The organism is Liquorilactobacillus cacaonum DSM 21116 (genome assembly GCF_001436735.1).
In the GTDB taxonomy this organism is placed as follows: Bacteria; Bacillota; Bacilli; order Lactobacillales; family Lactobacillaceae; genus Liquorilactobacillus; species Liquorilactobacillus cacaonum.
The window spans coordinates 222,668-240,701 of the sequence record NZ_AYZE01000008.1 but is presented as its reverse complement, the minus strand read 5'-3'; the positions used below and the strand labels follow the sequence as shown (position 1 = coordinate 240,701).

The 18,034-nt window shown below is 35.0% G+C and carries 14 protein-coding genes; 13 read left to right on the top strand and 1 reads right to left on the bottom strand.

All coding sequences use genetic code 11. The annotated features are described in order from the left end of the window. Nucleotides 1–135 precede the first annotated feature (135 nt). Nucleotides 136–543, top strand: coding sequence for a MarR family winged helix-turn-helix transcriptional regulator (locus tag FC80_RS02440; RefSeq protein ID WP_057828563.1), 408 nt, complete (start codon nucleotides 136–138; stop codon nucleotides 541–543). A gap of 154 nt (nucleotides 544–697) precedes the next feature. Here FC80_RS02440 and budA read toward each other — a convergent pair whose 3' ends face one another. Then, nucleotides 698–1,408, bottom strand: coding sequence for an acetolactate decarboxylase (gene budA, locus FC80_RS02435; protein ID WP_057828562.1), 711 nt, complete (start codon nucleotides 1,406–1,408; stop codon nucleotides 698–700). A gap of 324 nt (nucleotides 1,409–1,732) precedes the next feature. On the opposite strand from budA, the gene croR reads away from it, so the two are divergent. From croR to hutI, 12 genes are all read left to right on the top strand, one after another. Then, on the top strand, nucleotides 1,733–2,422 hold the full coding sequence (gene croR, locus FC80_RS02430; protein ID WP_057828561.1) for a response regulator transcription factor CroR: 690 nt from the start codon (nucleotides 1,733–1,735) through the stop codon (nucleotides 2,420–2,422). A gap of 15 nt (nucleotides 2,423–2,437) precedes the next feature. Then, nucleotides 2,438–3,598: a sensor histidine kinase gene (locus FC80_RS02425; protein WP_057828560.1), complete on the top strand. Its 1,161-nt coding sequence runs from the start codon at nucleotides 2,438–2,440 to the stop codon at nucleotides 3,596–3,598. Nucleotides 3,599–3,667: 69 nt separating this feature from the next. Further along, nucleotides 3,668–5,002 carry a serine hydrolase gene (locus FC80_RS02420; protein ID WP_057828559.1) on the top strand — a complete coding sequence of 445 codons (1,335 nt, stop codon included), beginning with the start codon at nucleotides 3,668–3,670 and terminating at the stop codon, nucleotides 5,000–5,002. 252 nt (nucleotides 5,003–5,254) lie between these two features. Then, nucleotides 5,255–7,936, top strand: a complete 2,682-nt coding sequence (locus FC80_RS02415; RefSeq protein WP_057828698.1) for a YhgE/Pip domain-containing protein — start codon at nucleotides 5,255–5,257, stop codon at nucleotides 7,934–7,936. A 249-nt stretch (nucleotides 7,937–8,185) separates the two neighbouring features. Further along, a complete protein-coding gene (locus tag FC80_RS02410) occupies nucleotides 8,186–9,760 on the top strand; it encodes an HAL/PAL/TAL family ammonia-lyase (RefSeq protein ID WP_057828558.1) in 1,575 nt (524 codons plus the stop codon). A gap of 13 nt (nucleotides 9,761–9,773) precedes the next feature. Further along, complete coding sequence (locus FC80_RS02405) at nucleotides 9,774–10,640, top strand: substrate-binding periplasmic protein (protein ID WP_057828557.1); 867 nt, start codon at nucleotides 9,774–9,776, stop codon at nucleotides 10,638–10,640. Nucleotides 10,641–10,658: 18 nt separating this feature from the next. Further along, the gene (locus tag FC80_RS02400; protein WP_057828556.1) at nucleotides 10,659–11,306 is read left to right on the top strand and encodes an amino acid ABC transporter permease; all 648 of its coding nucleotides are present in this window, start codon (nucleotides 10,659–10,661) and stop codon (nucleotides 11,304–11,306) included. 14 nt (nucleotides 11,307–11,320) lie between these two features. After that, entirely contained in the window at nucleotides 11,321–12,052 is a 732-nt protein-coding gene (locus FC80_RS02395) for an amino acid ABC transporter ATP-binding protein (RefSeq protein WP_057828555.1), read from the top strand. Between the two features lie 45 nt (nucleotides 12,053–12,097). Further along, nucleotides 12,098–13,363, top strand: coding sequence for a Zn-dependent hydrolase (locus tag FC80_RS02390; RefSeq protein ID WP_057828554.1), 1,266 nt, complete (start codon nucleotides 12,098–12,100; stop codon nucleotides 13,361–13,363). Next, nucleotides 13,363–14,697, top strand: coding sequence for an amidohydrolase family protein (locus FC80_RS02385; RefSeq protein ID WP_057828553.1), 1,335 nt, complete (start codon nucleotides 13,363–13,365; stop codon nucleotides 14,695–14,697). The genes FC80_RS02390 and FC80_RS02385 overlap by 1 nt, the downstream gene beginning before the upstream one ends. 26 nt (nucleotides 14,698–14,723) lie before the next feature. Further along, on the top strand, nucleotides 14,724–16,760 hold the full coding sequence (locus tag FC80_RS02380) for a urocanate hydratase (RefSeq protein ID WP_057828552.1): 2,037 nt from the start codon (nucleotides 14,724–14,726) through the stop codon (nucleotides 16,758–16,760). Between the two features lie 7 nt (nucleotides 16,761–16,767). Continuing rightward, on the top strand, nucleotides 16,768–18,030 hold the full coding sequence (gene hutI / locus FC80_RS02375) for an imidazolonepropionase (RefSeq protein WP_057828551.1): 1,263 nt from the start codon (nucleotides 16,768–16,770) through the stop codon (nucleotides 18,028–18,030). The last annotated feature ends 4 nt before the right edge of the window (nucleotides 18,031–18,034 follow it).

Below are 18,034 nucleotides of genomic sequence, written 5' to 3'. Positions count from 1 at the left end.
GACGTAATATCGTCACCAATAAGATTAAAACATTTGTAAATATAAGTCAACTAGATTTACTTATTAATTAAAGTGGCAAGCTTTACTAATATAGGGTATATTAGCTATAAAATTGTTTTTCAAAGGGGGATAAAAATGGACAAAAGGAGTGAATTAGCGTTATTTTATTTGGCATATCAGGAATTTTCACAAAAAATAAATATTATACAATATGATATTAATAAAAATCAGCACCGAATCCTTTTCCTAACAGATTACCTTGATGTACCGACTATAAAATCAGTTTTGGCGATTATGCGAATTTCAAAACAGGCGTTTAACAAATTATACCGAAATCTTCACGAGCGCAAATTGATAGATACGAGGGCTTTGGAAGAAGACAAAAGAGTCAAGGTGTTGATTTTAACAGATTTGGGAAAACAGGTTATAACAAAAATTAATCAAGAACAAGCAAGCAATCTTGAAGTTTTATTACATAAAAACAATAATAATTGGCAAAAAGTGCTTAGTGAGATGGCAAATAATTATTTGCGTGATATCTAAAAGGCAAATAAATTACAACAAAACTTATAGATTTATAGGCATGGCACAAAGTAGGGACTAAGTCAGAAAATAACATAAAAGTTATTTTCTGACTTAGTCCCTACTTTGTGAATATTTTTTTGAAATGATTACTGTAATAAATGATTTTTAATTCTTATTCAGCTTCAGCAATGGCACTTGCAACATCATCTTTTGAAAAATCGTGTTCCATAAATTCAGTGTTTGTAATTGGCAAATGCTGTTCAAGTGTATCAAATACCTGGATACCGACAGCACCTTCTTTAATTTTGAAGTCAAGGACATGACCACCGATTGAATGATCGTCAGCTAAAAAATGATTGTGAAAGCCAGCTACTGCAGCACCATGAAACAAAGCAGGTGAATAGTAACTTAATAAGGTACCTGTGACATCTTTTGCTTCGAAAATACTTTGTTTTTCAGCAGTTTTTGCGAGTGTGTCAAATGGCCTTGAAGATTTAGCAACAGCTCTAGTTTTCATATAACTGAAAGTCCCTTTAACTAGTACTGAAAAGAATGTATTAGAATTTGGTTTTCCGTCAAGCGAGACTTTCTCAAATTCGGCAGGAGTTGCGTCACTAATTGTAGTTAGTTCTTGATAATTAGCAAAATGACTGTTTGCAAAGGGCATAATAAAATCGTTAGCAAGAACATTGACATTACCTTTACTATCAATTTGATAAGCAACGCCATCTAAGATAATGAGTTCACCATCAAGACCTTCACCAGTACCAATACCTGTGTTTCCGTGGGCAAGTAATTCTCCCATCGTAATTGTACCTGTTAATAGACCGGGAACAAGTAAAGCTAATGTACCATGTTGATAAAGTGTTTTTGAATTTTCCATAATTAATTTCTCCTTGTAAATAAAAAACGTAATTGGTCCAAAATGTCAAATGACATCTCAACATTAAAATAATAACATATATAATTCAAATCGGAGGATTTTGATTTTCAAATGTCAGTTATGTGAATATTTTATGAAGTAGTTAAGAAAATGCACGATATCTAGGTGATAAACCTTGATTTTAAAGAATTCTTTAGATACGATAGGCTTGTAGTTTGCTACAATAAAGATATCAAGTATGGCAGTTTTGTATCATACGGTGCTTTGTAAGAAACAGAAATAAAGCATGGAAAAATAAAATTAATATCTGTGAGGTAAAATATTATGAAAATATTAGTTGTGGATGATGACAAAGATATTGTTGAACTTTTAAGTATATATATTAAAAATGAAGGTTATGAAGTTGAAAAAGCGTACAACGGTAAAGAAGCTCTTACAAAATTAAATACTAATCCAGAAATTGGTCTGATGATATTAGATATTATGATGCCACAGATGGATGGAAGTGAGGTTATTAAAGAGGTTCGCAAAGATTCTCAAATACCAGTTCTAATGCTTTCAGCCAAGGCTAGTGATATGGATAAAATCCAAGGCCTAATTCAAGGTGCCGATGATTATGTGACAAAGCCGTTTAACCCACTCGAGGTCATGGCACGAGTCAAGTCATTATTACGTCGTGCAGAGCATACGGTAAAAAATGAAACTCCAGATATTTTGGAAGTAGGGCCTTTGGTAATTAAGAAAGACTCCCACGAAGTCGAAACAGTTGATGGGACATTGATTCAACTTACAGCATTAGAATTTGGTATTTTGCACTTACTAGCAAGTCATCCAAATAGGGTGTTTTCGGCAGATGATATTTTTGAACGTGTATGGCAGCAAGAATCAGTTGTCTCTGCAAAGACAGTTATGGTACATGTTAGTCATTTGCGTGACAAAATTGAAGAAGCTACTAATGGCGAAAAAGTTATTCAAACTGTTTGGGGAGTTGGGTACAAAGTTGAAACACATTAGAATGGGGCTGGCTAGATGAAACTCACCGCGCGTGAAAAGAGTGAATTGTTCGGTGAAGGAATTGTAACCATTATTTTGCTCTTATTGCTCAACTTATCAATATATGTATTGTTAGATCAGTGGGTTGAGTCTAATCAAGAACTTGCAAATGGTATTTTTCAGATAAAAATGTCATTAGCATTTGGTCCAAACCATATTCAATTTTGGAGTTGGGGCTGGGTTTTTTTGACTGCGATGTTAATAATAGATGTATTTATCGTATACTGGCGCTTAATAAGAAGATACAGGCAGATGCAGTTGCAACATGTTATTTCTGAATTGCATTATATTGCAGATGGTCATCTGGATCATCGGATTTCCTTTCAACTGCAAGGTGACATGCAAAAAGTGGTTTTAAGTATTAATGCACTTGTTGATAGTTCACTGCGTGCGATGGAAGAAGAACGTAAGATTGAACGCTCAAAAGATGAACTTGTTACAAATGTCAGTCATGATATTAGGACTCCTTTGACATCAATTATCGGGTATTTAGGATTGATAGAGCAACGTCAATATGGTTCAGAAGAAGATATTTTGAAATATACGCAGACGGCATATGAAAAAGCTAAGCAAATGAAGCTGTTGGTAGATGATTTATTTGAGTATACAAAAGTCAGACAGACTGATACACCGTTGAATTTAAGCAAGATTGATTTGGGACAATTGTTGGAGCAACTTGCAATCTCATTTGATCTTGAGGCCAAGAAGAAATCAGTGATTATTCAAACAGGTGAGATTGAAAGCAATCTCTTAATGGAGGCTGATGCTGAAAAGTTAGTAAGAGTCTTTAATAATCTGATTACCAATGCATTAAAGTATGGTGAAGGTGCGCATTCAATCTGCATTGATGCTAAAAAGAAAAGTGAAGAAGAGATTGTTGTGAGGGTCTCAAACGATGGCAAAGCGATTCCTAAGAAATCACTTGCCCAACTTTTTGATCGCTTTTATAGAGTGGAAGGCTCGCGTTCTAAGGAAACTGGTGGCAGTGGGTTGGGATTAGCAATTGCCTTGAGTATTGTTGAATTACATCATGGCTACATTTATGCAGAATCAGATGAAAAACTGACGAGTTTCATTATGCACTTTCCTATCAATCAAGAAGTTCAGCTAAAGAGAGAAAAAGATGAAAAAAAGTAACAATAAACGTTGTAACGTTAGTCCTTTTTAGGTATTCTAGAATAGACTTGAAATTTGAAGGGACAGAAAATGATGGTATTTAAGAGAGTGAAAAAGTTATTTTTGAGTTTGGTAATAGCAACTACAGCATTCACCGCAAGTGCAGGTGTTTTTAATATAACAAAAGTTAAGGCCGATAGTACTAATGTACAAGATTTGAATTTAAATGTTAAATCTGCAATTGCAATTGATGCGACAACAGGTCAGGTTCTTTATGCAAAAAATGAAAATCAAGCTCTACCAATTGCTTCAATGAGCAAATTAATCTCAGTTTATTTGGTATTACAAGCAATTAAAGAGGGCAAATTATCTTGGAATCAAAAGGTTTCGGTTGATAATGATTCATATGAAGTGAGTCAAAATACAACGTTGTCAAATGTTCCATTGCTAAAAGATCATACATATACTGTTAAACAACTTTATCAAGCTAGTCTAATTTATTCGGCTAATGGGGCAGTTATGACACTTGCTAATGCTGTTGCAGGCTCCCAAAAGGCTTTTGTTGATAAAATGCGAGCGTTGGTTAAGAGTTGGGGCATAAAAGATGCTGAATTATATACCGTTTCAGGGCTGGATAATGATCAGGTTGGTAATGCGAAATATCCAGGAGCTTCAACTGATGCAGTTAATAAGTTATCTGCGTCAGATATGGCACTTGTGGCAGAAAAAATTTTGAAGTACTATCCAGATATTTTAAAAACGACAAGTATTACAAGAATGAAATTCAATAATGGAACGACTGAGACTGAGATGGAAAACTGGAATTGGATGTTGAAAGGGCTAGCAAGTTCATTTACAGAATTACCTGTTGATGGGTTAAAGACTGGGACCTCTGATACAGCTGGAGCAGATTTTACAGGGACGGTGCACAAAGATGGACACCGAATCATCACAGTTGTTATGGGAGCACAACATACAAGTGACACTGATATGTCAAGATTCGTGCAGACGCAAAAGTTAATGTCATATGTTTATGACAATTTTACGTATGCAACAATTGCAGCAAATAAAGCATTCAAAAAAGCAGATAGTTTGTCGACTTATGAAGGAAAGAAATTAACGGCTAAGATTGTTAACAAACAAGCAACACATGTGTGGTTAAAAAATGGAGTGTCAGCAAATAATATCACTGCTAAATTAACTGCAAATAAAAAGTTGTTGAAAAATGGAGGATTAGTTGCACCTTTAGCTAAGGGTAGGAATATTGGTACTTTATCATTAAGTGTCAAGGGCCAAGAACTTAGTTATCTTGATGGGGCAAGTACTTTGAAGTTAGCTGCGGTAAATACTCAAAAAATTGAGAAAGCAAATCTATTCGTTATTATGGGACGAGCAATTAAAAATTTCTTTAGCAATTTGTTTTAGGTAGATCAACTATGTGAGATTGCGAAGCCTCTTGATTAGTTGAATCCGGTGATAAAAATAATGTGAGACTGAGCCAATTATATCAGTTGGTTCAGTTTTTTTTGTGGTGTAAAATAAAAATGTTAAGAGAATGTTAAGTTTAAGTGGTTGAGTTAACTGATATGAGGCCTTCTTGTTTTTCATGGACATTGAGTGTATATTATAGATTGTTGAAGTAGATGATAAAAATATAGAGGTGAGAGAAAAGTGAATATGATTAAAGCAGAGTTTAAGAATATTTTGAACCACAAGATACTGATTGCTACAGTATCAGCGATTATGTTCATCCCTTTCTTGTACTCGGTCTTCTTCCTGAAATCGGTATGGGATCCATATGGTAATACGGGTTCACTCCCGGTTGCCGTTGTTAATGAAGACCAAGCGGTTTTTTATGAGGGAAAGAAGATGCAGGTGGGGGACAAATTAGTCAAGGAATTGAAGACAAATAATTCTTTGCAATGGCATTTTGTTTCTGCAAAGCAAGCTTTACAGGGAATGAAGAACAAGAAGTATTATACAATTATTACTATTCCAAAGAATTTTTCGAAGAATGCTACAACTGTTTTAGATAAGAATCCAAAGAAAATGGAGCTGACCTATAAGACAAATGATTCTTTGAACTATATAGGTAAAGTTATTAGTGAGGAAGGGGCTAAGCAGCTCAATACCGAAATAAATTCAACAGTTACTAAGGCATATGCTAGTGCAATGTTTGCAACTATCAAAAAGGTTGGAAAAGGGTTTACCACAGCATCCAAAGGTGCAACTAAATTAAAAATAGGTTCAACAACATTATCAGATGGGCTCAACACATATACAGCAGGTGTTAAGAAGGTCAATGATGGCACTCAAACTTTAAATAGTAGCACAGGTACATTGGCAAGTGGTGTAAATAAATTGGCTACTGGATCTAATACGCTTTCGAGTGGATTGGGAACGTATACTAGTGGAGTTGGAACATTATCAAGTGGTTTGAGCAAACTTTCAAATAATTCCAATGCTCTTAATCAAGGCATACAAGAATTGGCAAGTTCTACATCAGAGTTACCTACTGCTGCGGCTGGTTTTTATGTTCTGAATAACTCCTTAGCACAGGATATTAGTCAGATAAATAGTGCTCTTCAAGCAAATAAAGATAATGTTAGTTCAATGTATGGTGAAATGAGCAAAATTAACACTGAGCTGAATAGCAGTGAATTTCAACAACAGTTGAGTACACTGGAAAATTTGGCAAGTCAAACTGATAGTATAAAATTAATGGTTGCTAACTTAAAAACTACCATGGAAACTGTAAGTGAAGCAAAAAAAGATTTTAGTAGCAGTTTATCAGCTAGTTTAACTCAGATTGCAAAAAATTCTACAGCAGTCTCATATCTTGCTAAGAGTATGGAGTCTGAAAGTAATATGACAACCGAAGACAAGGCAAACTTAGAGAAGATTATAGAAATGTCTGGAAGTACTACTGATAGTAGTGCTAATACGAGTGCTACAAGTAACATGGGAGAAATTAGCAATATAGAGGATGCAGCTACAACATTAAATGCAAAAACTGATTTGAGCTCACTTGCGCAAGAATTAGATTCAATGGACAGTTTAGTCTCAGAGCTAGATTCTTTGAGTACGGCGGTTGATAATTTAAGTGGTTTAATGAATACTAGCAACAAGTTGACAGATGTAAGCGCACAAACGATGGTTAAGTCAATTTTAACTTTGACTGATAAAGTTTCGCAATTGAAAGAATTATCAGCCACTGCTGCAACTAGTGCCACACAATTTAATTCAAAGGTTAATGCAAGCAGTCCAGAAATTGATGCGACTGAATTAACGTCAACTGAATCTATTCAAAAGGAAGTTGCGACTATTGCAAGTACATCAACTCTGACTTCTGAAGTATCAAAATTAGTTAGTGGTGTTTCTACTTATACTTCTGGTACGAAGCAAGCTAACTCGGGAGCGAGTCAGCTTGCTGCTAACAGTGCGGCACTAACATCTGGAGCTTCACAGCTTTCGACAGGATTAGGTACCCTTAATAGCAGTGTTCCTACACTTACATCTGGTGTTACCCAGTTAGCAAGCGGAACAGCGCAACTTAATGATAATTCTGCATCATTACTTCAAGGTAGCTTGAAGTTGGCTTCAGGGAATAAAGCCCTAGCAAAGGCTCTTGATAAGGGAGCTAAGCAAGTTAATGCAGTTAAGACATCTAACAAGACAGCTAGGATGTTTGCTTCGCCATCTAAACTTGTTCACAAGAATTACAGTACAGTACCTAATTATGGATATGCACTTGCACCTTATATGCTTTCTGTAGCATTGTACGTTGGTGCATTGGTATTCAATCTTGTTTACCCAATTCGTCGATTCTCGACTCCAGATGGCACAGGTACAGAATGGTTCTTGAGTAAAATAAGTATTGGTGCAGTAGTAGCAGTTGGAACGGCATTAGTTGAAACGCTATTGATGATGGCTGCAGGTCTTGTACCTAATCATCCAGTACAAATGATTCTTAATGCGATTATCTTCTCATTAACAGCGATGTATCTAGTAATGTTATTATCGATGGCTGGGGGAAATCCTGGTAGATTTGCAGGAATGATACTTCTGGTTCTTCAATTAGGTGGTTCAGGTGGATCATTCCCTATTAATATTACAAATGGAATGGACGGCTTCTTCCAACTTATTAATCCATATCTACCAATGACGTATTCAATTTTAGGATTCCGTGAGGCTTTGACTTCGGGTCTTGGATCTGGACAAATAGCAACATCAATTGGAATAATGTTGATCTTTATGGTTATTTCCTTGATATTACTATGGGTGACAATGGTTACAAAAAGAAGGAATGGATCAATTAGTTATATTGAACCGACAGATGAAGAAAAAACAACTGAATAAAGTAAGATAGAACAGAACTCTTTTTCTGAGTTCTGTTTTTTTATGCAAAAAAAGTTATGAGAAGTCCATCTTTTGCTTTGTTTAATTAAAAAGCAACCGTTTTATTTATTGTTTTTAATTGTTTTTTAATTTAGCGATTGATTATTAGCGTTATCTATATTAACCTACTACCTATAGTAATGAAACCATCAATCTTATTATGCTATTGATAATTATATTATTTACTGTTCTTAAAGGAGGAATGCATATTTGGACTTGAATGCAGTAATGAGAGGGAATCCACGAGAAATTTCGAAAGTGATTCTTGGAGAAAAGCAGATAAGTATTACCGAATTTATTGCTGTTACAAATTACGAAGCTATAGTTGAATTTGATGAAACATATAAGCAAAAGGTTGAACAATCAAATCAAACACTAAAGAATGCGTTAAAGAGCAGCCAAAAAATATATGGTGTAAATACAGGCCTTGGTGACAATTGGACTAAGGAAATTGATTATAAACAACAAGCTAATCTACAAAAAAATATTCTTCGCTCTCATTCTGTTGCTGTAGGGAACCCTTTAAGTTATGCAGAAACAAGAGCAATAATGTTAATGGCATTAGTGAATTTAGGCAGGGGCTTTTCTGGAGTTTCATTAGAAACTTTAATAAGTGTCAAAGAAATGCTGAATCGACATATTTATCCATTTGCCCCAGGGGAAGGATCTGTGGGATATCTCAGCATTGAGGCTCATATATACAGAGCAATGATAGGTGATGGTAAGGTATTTGTTGATTCAAAAATAATAGATAGTCAAATTGAACTTACTAGACTAAAAATTAAAATTCCACAGTTGCAACCAAAAGAAGGATTGGCATTAATTTCAGGGACTATGGCCGTTACTGGGATTGCAATTCTAGCAACTTACAATATCTATTCTGAATTGAAGAATGTTGAATTGGGAGCAGCTCTTAGTTTTGAAGGTTTAAAAGGCGCATTTAGTGAGTTAGATGAAAATGTAATGGAGTTAAAGAAACATCAAGAGCAATATGAAGTGGCAGCTAATATACGAAGAATTCTAAAAGGAAGTCAAAATTTGTTAGAAAGTCAAGACTTAAGAGTGCAAGACGCGTTGTCAATTAGGACAATGCCGCAAATGATAGGAGCACTTGATCGTGTATTCAAAGAGACCCTTCAAAGTGTGTATGAGGAATTACTATCTGTCAGTGATAATCCGGTTTTGTTAAATAGTAATGGGGCAAAGGCATGGATGAATGGTAATTTTGATGCAACATATGTTTCGCTACATATGGACTACTTGGTAATTGCAGTAACAAATTTTGTAAATACTATAGAAAGAATTGTAAATCGGTTCTTGGATACAAGACACAGCGGCTTTCCTCCATTTTTAGTTAGTTCCCCGGGTGCTAATAATGGGTTAATGATTGTTCATTATACATTGGCAGGAATATTGAACGAGATGAAGTTACTAACTAATCCAGTCAATATTAATAATAGTACGATGTCAGCTGAACAAGAGGATGTAGTAACTTTTGCATATTTAGCATCAAAAAAGGCATTGGTTGTAAGTGAAAAGTTCAAAGAAGTTATGTCAATTTGGTTTTTTGTAACCAAGGAAGCATTGGAATTTTTGGATATTAAAAAATTAGCTCCGAGTTTGCAAAGTGTAATTAGCGAGATGCGAAAGACCGTTCCAAAGATTGAACATGATAGAGCCTTCTATGATGATTTAGTCAATATAAAGAAAATATTAAATCAAGGAATTTTAATAGATAGGGTAGAAGAAATAGTGGGAAGTGTCGGAGTCGACTTAAATGTTTAGGAGGAAATTATTTATGAAAAAAGGAAAATTAATTTTTACTACTTTGATGTTTTTTCTAGTTAGCGTGATTTTGGTGGGATGTAGTTCTAAAAGTTCAAATAAAGAAAATTCAACTGTTTCAATTGCAAAAGTAGGTAAGGTTAAAGAAGACAAAAGTTTGTATAAGCTTTTACCTTCCAGAATTAAAAAGTCTGGTGAGATAAAAAATGGGATAGACGATGCATATCCACCAATGGACTTCAAGAATAGTAATGGAAAGTTAACTGGTTTTGATATCGATGTAGACAAAGCATTGGCTGCTAAATTAGGTGTCAAGATTAACAATATCCCAACGGATTGGGATGGAATCATTCCTTCTTTACAATCAAAGAAATTCGATATGGTACTTTCTGCAATGGGAATTACAGCAGAACGTGCAAAGGCCGTTTCATTTTCAAAGCCCTATTTTAATGGTGGAATGACGATTATCGTCAATAAAAAGGTAACTAATGTTAAGAAGATAAAGAGCTTAAGTGACTTGAAGGGCAAGACAGTGGGTGTTCAAGCTGGAGCACAAGCAATTGTCGATAGAGTAGATGCAATTAAGGGTGTTAAACAGGTTAAAAAGTACGATTCAGCAACACTTGCTTTACAGGATTTAGCAAATAAACGAATTGCTGCATATGTTGATGATTTTGAAGTTGCTAATTATTATATGCAAAAAGTACCGGGAACATATTCTAAAGTAGTTTTGAATATTAAGGAACCTTATGGAATAGCATTTAGAAAGAATGATAAGCAGTTACAAAAGGCAGTTCAAAAAGCAATGGATTCATTAAAGAAAGATGGAACACTTACAAAGATTTCAAAGAAATGGTTTGATTATGACGTTTATAAATAAATTCTGGAGGTTTAAAAGATGAACTTACAATTCACATTAGAAAAATTGCCAATTATGTTGCAATCGAGTGTAATGACTATTGAGCTAACGGTTGTTTCACTGGTAGCCGGGACGATTTTGGCAATAATAATAGCATTTATGCGAATATCAAAACAAAAAGTTATAAATGCAATTGCCAGATTTTATTTATGGATTTTTAGAGGGACACCTTTAATTTTACAATTATTTTTTCTATACTATGCTCTTCCGTCATGGGGAATCACACTAAGTCCCTTTGCTGCAGCAGTTATCGGTCTTTCCTTTAACAGTGCAGCTTATACAGCGGAGATTGTGCGTGGAGGAATTATTTCTATCTCAAAAGGACAGTATGAAGCTGCTAATGTATTGGGTATGAGTTACATTCAAACGATGTTTCATATTGTCTTACCGCAAACATTGAGAAATATTTTGCCTGCTATGGGCAATCAATTCATAGGTATGTTGAAAGATACTTCATTAGTTTCAACAATTGCAATGGTTGAGTTAATGAGAGAAGCACAGTTAATTGGTTCAGCAACATTTAAATATACTGAGGTTTATATAACAGCAGCACTAATTTACTTGTTATTAACATCAATATTCTCATATATATTTAACAAACTAGAAGCCAAATTATCAATATACTAGGAGGGATTATAAATATGGTTATGTTGAAAGTTGATAAATTAGATAAAGTTTTTAATGATCACAAGGTTCTAGATAATATCAATCTTGATGTTGAAAAAGGTGATGTTATTGCGATTATCGGGCCTTCAGGAGCAGGTAAAAGCACATTTTTAAGATGTCTAATTAATTTAGAGCAAAGAGATAGTGGATCAGTTAATATTGATGGAATTGAACTAGTTCAAGATGATAAAAAATGTGTTGAAAAAGTTCAAGAAAAAATGGGAATGGTTTTTCAAAGTTTCAACTTATTCCCACACATGACCGTTTTAAAGAATGTCATGATAGCCCCGATAAGAGTGAAAAAAGCTGATAAAGTTGAAAGTGAAAAAAAAGCTCGTGAACTTCTTAGTAAAGTTGGATTATCTGATCGAGTTGATTATTACCCATCAAAGTTGTCAGGTGGGCAACAACAACGTGTAGCAATTGCAAGAGCACTTGCAATGAATCCAGAATTAATGCTTTTTGATGAACCGACCTCTGCACTTGATCCAGAGTTGGTAGGTGAAGTTTTGAAGGTTATGAAAGATTTGGCTGACGATGGTATGACAATGGTAGTTGTTACCCATGAAATGGGTTTTGCAAGAGAAGTTGCTAATAAAGTTGTTTTTATGGAAAATGGAAAGATTGTGGAGACTGGTACACCGCAAGAACTATTCTATGCTCCAAAGACAGAACGGACAAAGAAGTTTCTTGAAAAAGTAATTTAAAAAAAGTATGTAAGTAAGAAGGTAATCAGGTTGGGAGAAATTAGTATGTTGAATTTAAAGGTCAATAAGGCGAGAATTCAACACAATATTCTTGAGTTAGGAGAGATAGGTCTCAGTCAAAAAGGTGGGGTTAATCGTTCACTTGCCAGTCAGGCTGATATTGATTCTCGCAAATGGATAAAAGAATATTGGTTGAAGAATGTTGTTAGTGAAATTACGACAGATGTTGGAGCAAATTTGTGGGGTTCTTATCCTTATGTAAGTGAGAAAGAATTAGCTCCTATTATTATCGGATCGCATAACGATAGTGTTCCTGAAGGGGGTAAATACGATGGAGCATTAGGTGTCCTTTTAGCAACAGAAGTTAGTCAAACATTGTCTGAAAATGAGATTACATTGAGACATCCGCTGAAGGTGATTTCATTGACTGGAGAAGAACCGAATCCTTATCAAATCTCAACCTTAGGAAGCAAAATTATTTCGGGTGTTGTCGGACAAGACAATTTAAAAAAATTTAGTCATATTGAGACAAAAGAATCTTTGGCAGATGCTATTGATCGCTTAGGTGGTGATTTTCAGCATATTGATGAAAATGTTTTAAAACCAGATAGTTTTGCTGCATTTTTGGAATGCCATATTGAGCAAGGCAGACGATTGTTTGAGAGAGAAGAACCAGTTGCAGTTGTTTCAAGTATAACAGGTATTTATCGTGAACTAGTTGAATTAAAAGGTGAATCAAATCATGCAGGAACAACTGATTTGAAACATCGTAAAGATGCTTTATTGGCTATGAGTTGGATAAATCTTGAACTGCGAAAATTTTTATCTGAATTTGATGAAACTGATCCTGTTGTTGGAACCATTGGGTTTGCAGAAGTTTTACCGAACGCTGCTAATATAATTCCTGGAAGTGTAAAGTTCAATATTGATATTAGATCTGGTAACTGGCAGAAAGTTGAACAAACGATTACTTTTCTCGATGAATGTTTTGAACAATTATGGGAGAAGGGAATTCAAAATCAACGTGAAAAAATATTGTACCAAAAACCAGCTGATTTAAATAAACAAATTAGCGCTGCATTAGTGGCAAGTACAGAAGAAGAATATAAGTATCAACCACAACAAATGACAAGTATGGCAGGCCATGATGCTGCAAATCTTGCACGGATTGGTCGAGCAGGGATGCTTTTTGTGAAAAGTGTTGATGGGAAAAGCCATTGTAAAGAAGAATTTTCACAAATAGATGATATTGAAGTCGCAGGGAATGTATTATTGAATACGATTTTACGACTTGATAAGGAGTTGGATTAATGAAAAAAATATTACTTCCTAAATATATTTATTTTGAAGATCAATTTGTATTAAATTATGGAATTGCTATTGATGACAATAAAATTATTAAAATAGCACCCGCTGAAGTCATAAAAGAACTTTATCCTGAATTTGCTCAAAAAGAATATTCGGATACTGTATTTGTTCCAGGAACAGTAAACACTCACAATCATTCTTTTCAAAGTCTGTTAAGAGGAATAGCAATTGATCAACCTTTTTTAACTTGGCGTGATAACTCGTTGTATAAGTACTCGCCTCAAATGAGATTGGAAGATATATACAATGGTGCATTATTTGCATATGCAGAAATGATGAAGTGTGGTGTAACATCTGTTTGTGATTTCTTTTATCTGCATAACTATGGAACTGAATCTGATGAGGCAGTGATTCAAGCAGCTAAGGATATTGGTATTCGATTAGTATTAGCACGAACAATGTATGATTGGGATGGGGCACCAAACGGTTATCTAGAGACGGTTGATCAAGCAGTAAAAAATACACGTGATCTTGCTAAAAAATACCAAAATGATTCAATGATTACAATCATTCCAGCGCCTCATAGCTTACATGGGGCCAGTCCAGAAATGATTCAGGCAGGTCATAATTTGGCAAATGAATTAGGTACAAAATTTCATATGCATGTTGCCGAAGAAACATTTGAAGTTGATGCTACTATTAAAGATCATGGAAAAAGAACTGTTGAATACCTTGACGAATTAGGGGTAGTCGATTCAAATTTGGTAATTACACATGGTGTGTGGTTAGAGGACAATGAGGTTAAACTTTTAGGTGAAAATCATGCATCACTTAATTATTGTCCCTCAAGTAATATGTTTTTAGCTGATGGAATTACTAATATTCCAAGAATGGTCAACAACAATATTAACATTTCTTTAGGAAGTGATGGTGCTTGTGGTAATAACCGGATTAGTGTTTTTGAAGAGATGCGGATGACAGCTTTATTGCAAAAAGCAGCAACTAGAGATGCATTGTGTGTGAAATGCAAGCAAGTTTTTGATATGGGTACTAAGAATGGTGGTAAGCAGCTCGATTTAGATGTTGGAGAAATCAAGGTTGGTCAATTAGCCGATTTTGTAGGGATTGATTTGAACAATTTTTCAATGAATCCTCTAAGTGACGATTTAGAACAGATGTTACCAAATATTGTATATTCACTGCAACCAGATGCAATCAAGACAGTTATTGTGAATGGAAAAGAAACTGTTAGTGATGGCGAATTAGTAAATATAACTGAAAATAAAGTATTGAGAAAAGTTAATGAAACAATGAAGTATTTTGAAACAATTAGATAATTAATTGAAAGGGGCAAATATTTAGTATGGCAAATCTTGAAGAAAAAGAAAAACAAATTGAATTAACACTATTTGAAGATGACAAATTACCAGCCTATCCAAAATTTTTAGAAGGAATTAGGCGTGCTCCTTCACGTGGATTTAGACTAACCGAGGCACAAACACAAATTGCATTGAAAAATGCCTTAAGATATATCCCTGTCAAGTTTCATAAGGAACTGATCCCTGAATTTTTAGATGAATTGTATACAAAAGGACGAATCTATGGATATCGCTTTCGCCCAGAAGGACGAATTTATGGACATTCAATTGATGAATATCAAGGGAATTGTACAGAGGGAAAAGCATTCCAAGTTATGATTGAAAATAACCTTGATTTTGAGGTAGCACTTTATCCGTATGAGCTTGTAACGTATGGCGAAACAGGAAGTGTTTGTCAAAATTGGATGCAATATCGTTTGATTAAGAAATACTTGGAGCGTTTGACGAATAAGCAAACATTAGTTATTGAATCAGGACACCCAGTTGGATTATTTCCTTCAGAAGAGACAGCCCCACGTGTTATTATTACTAACGCATTAATGATTGGGGAATTTGATAATCAAGATGATTGGGAAATAGCTGAAGAAATGGGTGTTGCTAACTATGGCCAAATGACTGCTGGAGGATGGATGTATATTGGGCCACAAGGAATTGTTCATGGGACTTATAATACACTTTTGAATGCTGGCCGACAGAAGCTAAATATACCTTTGGATGAAGATCTTGCCGGAAAATTATTTATTAGTTCAGGGTTAGGCGGAATGAGTGGAGCACAGCCCAAAGCAGCAAAAATTGCTGGGTCTGTTTCGATTATCGCCGAAGTTGATCCTTCAAGGATTAAGACAAGACATGATCAAGGTTGGGTGGATATTGCATTATCTGATTTAAAACAAGTTTTTGAAACGGCAAGTAAGGCACAAGCTGAGAAAAAGGCACTTTCGATTGCATATGAAGGTAATGTTGTCGATTTATTGGAATATGCGGTGCAAAATAATATTAAGATTGATTTACTTTCTGATCAAACTTCATGTCATGCTGCATATGAAGGTGGTTATTGTCCGCAAGGAATAACTTTCGAAGAGCGCACAGAATTGCTTGAAAGAGATCGTACCAGGTTTAATGAATTGGTTAATATAACATTGAAGAAACACTTTGAATTAATCAAACAATTGGATGAGAAGGGAACATACTTCTTTGATTATGGGAATTCATTTTTAAAGGCAATCTATGATGCGGGTGTTAAAGAAGTTTCAAAAAATGGGATTGATGACAAAGATGGGTTCATTTTTCCTTCGTATGTTGAAGATATAATGGGACCAAATTTATTTGATTATGGATATGGACCATTTCGTTGGGTATGCTTGTCTGGAAAATCAGAAGATTTACACAAAACAGACAAGGCGGCAATGGAGTCAATTGATAAAAATCGACGTTATCAAGATATGGATAATTATAACTGGATTAGAGATGCGGAAGAAAATAAGTTAGTTGTGGGGACACAAGCTCGTATTCTTTATCAGGATGCAATTGGCAGGGTTCAAATTGCACTCAAATTCAATAAGCTAGTTCGTGAAGGCAAAGTGGGACCGGTTATGATTGGGAGAGATCATCATGATGTAAGTGGGACTGATTCACCATTTAGAGAAACTTCAAATATTTATGATGGAAGTAATGTAATGGCGGATATGGCGGTTCAGTGTTTTGCTGGAAATGCGGCACGTGGAATGAGTCTTGTGGCACTACATAATGGTGGTGGTGTTGGAATCGGTCGTTCAATTAATGGTGGTTTTGGACTAGTATTAGATGGTAGCCAGCGAATTGACGAAATTATTAAAAAAGCTATTTTGTGGGATGTTATGGGTGGTGTTGCTCGAAGAAACTGGGCTAGGAATGAAAATGCTATGGCGACAACTGTAGAGTTTAATCAGTTACACCAACAAGATGCACATATCACTGAACCATATCTCGCAGATGAACAAGTCATTAATACTGCAATTAATCAGAGTTTTCCAAAGGAGTAAAGAGTAAATGTCAAATTTATTAGTAATTCATGTTGATCAAATCGCAACGCCTGTTGGTAAGACTATGAAACATGGTTTAGCAATGGATGATATCCAAATAACTACTGATGGAGCAATTTACGTTGAAGATGGAATTATCGTCAATGTTGGTAAGACAGACGAGGTTTTGACACAATTACGTATTAAAGGAATTAGTGATTTTGATGAAGTAATTGATGCTAAAGGACAAGCTGTTGTTCCAGGTTTTGTAGATTCGCATACGCATTTTCTTTACGCAGGATATCGTGTTGAGGAATTTTATGCACGAGTATCAGGGTCATCTTACATGGAAATCATGAACAATGGTGGTGGAATACAAGCAACTGTCGATTCTACAAGAGAGGCGACAGAAGAAGAATTAAAAGCATTGGGAATGTCAAGATTGAATGAGATGATTGAGCAAGGGGTAACAACAGTTGAAGGTAAGAGTGGATATGGTCTAGATACTGAAACTGAGCTTAGACAATTAAGAGTACTTCAAGAATTGAATTTTTCACAACCACTAGACATTGCAATTACTTATTTAGGTGCTCATGCAGTTCCATTGGAGTTTCAAAATGATGCAGCAGGTTATCTTAAATTAATGATTGAAGAAATATTACCTAAAATTAAAAAAGAAAAACTGGCTGAATTTGTCGATGTTTTTTGTGATGAAGGCGTTTTTGATTATAAGCAATCACAAGAATTATTAGTAGCTGCAAAAAATCTTGGATTTAAGGTTAAAATGCATGCAGACGAAATTGCAAATCTAAATGGGGCTGAACTTGCAGCTAATATTCAAGCGACTTCAGCAGACCATTTGATTAAAATATCCTCTGAAGAAATCACACAGTTAAGTGAAAAGAAGCAAACTGTTGCTACACTGTTGCCATGTACTGCTTTTTGTCTTCAGGAAAACTTTGCTCCTGCAAGAGAATTAATTGATAGTGATTGTGCAGTTGCACTTGCTTCTGATTATAATCCAGGAAGTTCATTCACATGCTCAATTCCATTGATAATTGCACTAGCGACCTTTAAAATGCAGATGACTATGGGAGAGGTATTGACTGCACTTACTCTAAATGGTGCGGCAGCTGTTAATGCCGCTGAGAAAAAAGGAAGCATAGAGGTCGGAAAAGATGCTGATTTCGTATTCTTAAAGTATCCTGACTATCGTTATTTGATGTACAACACTGGGATTAATGTGGTAAAAAAGGTTGTAAAAAGTGGTAAATTAGTTTTTGAGAAATAATTGA

Bases quoted from the DNA above. Each gene is read 5' to 3' on its own strand.
- FC80_RS02395 (WP_057828555.1), top strand. From the start codon at position 11,321: ATGGTTATGTTGAAAGTTGATAAATTAGATAAAGTTTTTAATGATCAC.
- FC80_RS02385 (WP_057828553.1), top strand. From the start codon at position 13,363: ATGAAAAAAATATTACTTCCTAAATATATTTATTTTGAAGATCAATTT.
- FC80_RS02415 (WP_057828698.1), top strand. From the start codon at position 5,255: ATGATTAAAGCAGAGTTTAAGAATATTTTGAACCACAAGATACTGATT.
- croR (WP_057828561.1), top strand. From the start codon at position 1,733: ATGAAAATATTAGTTGTGGATGATGACAAAGATATTGTTGAACTTTTA.
- FC80_RS02400 (WP_057828556.1), top strand. From the start codon at position 10,659: ATGAACTTACAATTCACATTAGAAAAATTGCCAATTATGTTGCAATCG.
- hutI (WP_057828551.1), top strand. From the start codon at position 16,768: ATGTCAAATTTATTAGTAATTCATGTTGATCAAATCGCAACGCCTGTT.
- FC80_RS02405 (WP_057828557.1), top strand. From the start codon at position 9,774: ATGAAAAAAGGAAAATTAATTTTTACTACTTTGATGTTTTTTCTAGTT.
- FC80_RS02390 (WP_057828554.1), top strand. From the start codon at position 12,098: ATGTTGAATTTAAAGGTCAATAAGGCGAGAATTCAACACAATATTCTT.
- FC80_RS02425 (WP_057828560.1), top strand. From the start codon at position 2,438: ATGAAACTCACCGCGCGTGAAAAGAGTGAATTGTTCGGTGAAGGAATT.
- FC80_RS02380 (WP_057828552.1), top strand. From the start codon at position 14,724: ATGGCAAATCTTGAAGAAAAAGAAAAACAAATTGAATTAACACTATTT.
- budA (WP_057828562.1), bottom strand. From the start codon at position 1,408: ATGGAAAATTCAAAAACACTTTATCAACATGGTACATTAGCTTTACTT.
- FC80_RS02420 (WP_057828559.1), top strand. From the start codon at position 3,668: ATGATGGTATTTAAGAGAGTGAAAAAGTTATTTTTGAGTTTGGTAATA.
- FC80_RS02440 (WP_057828563.1), top strand. From the start codon at position 136: ATGGACAAAAGGAGTGAATTAGCGTTATTTTATTTGGCATATCAGGAA.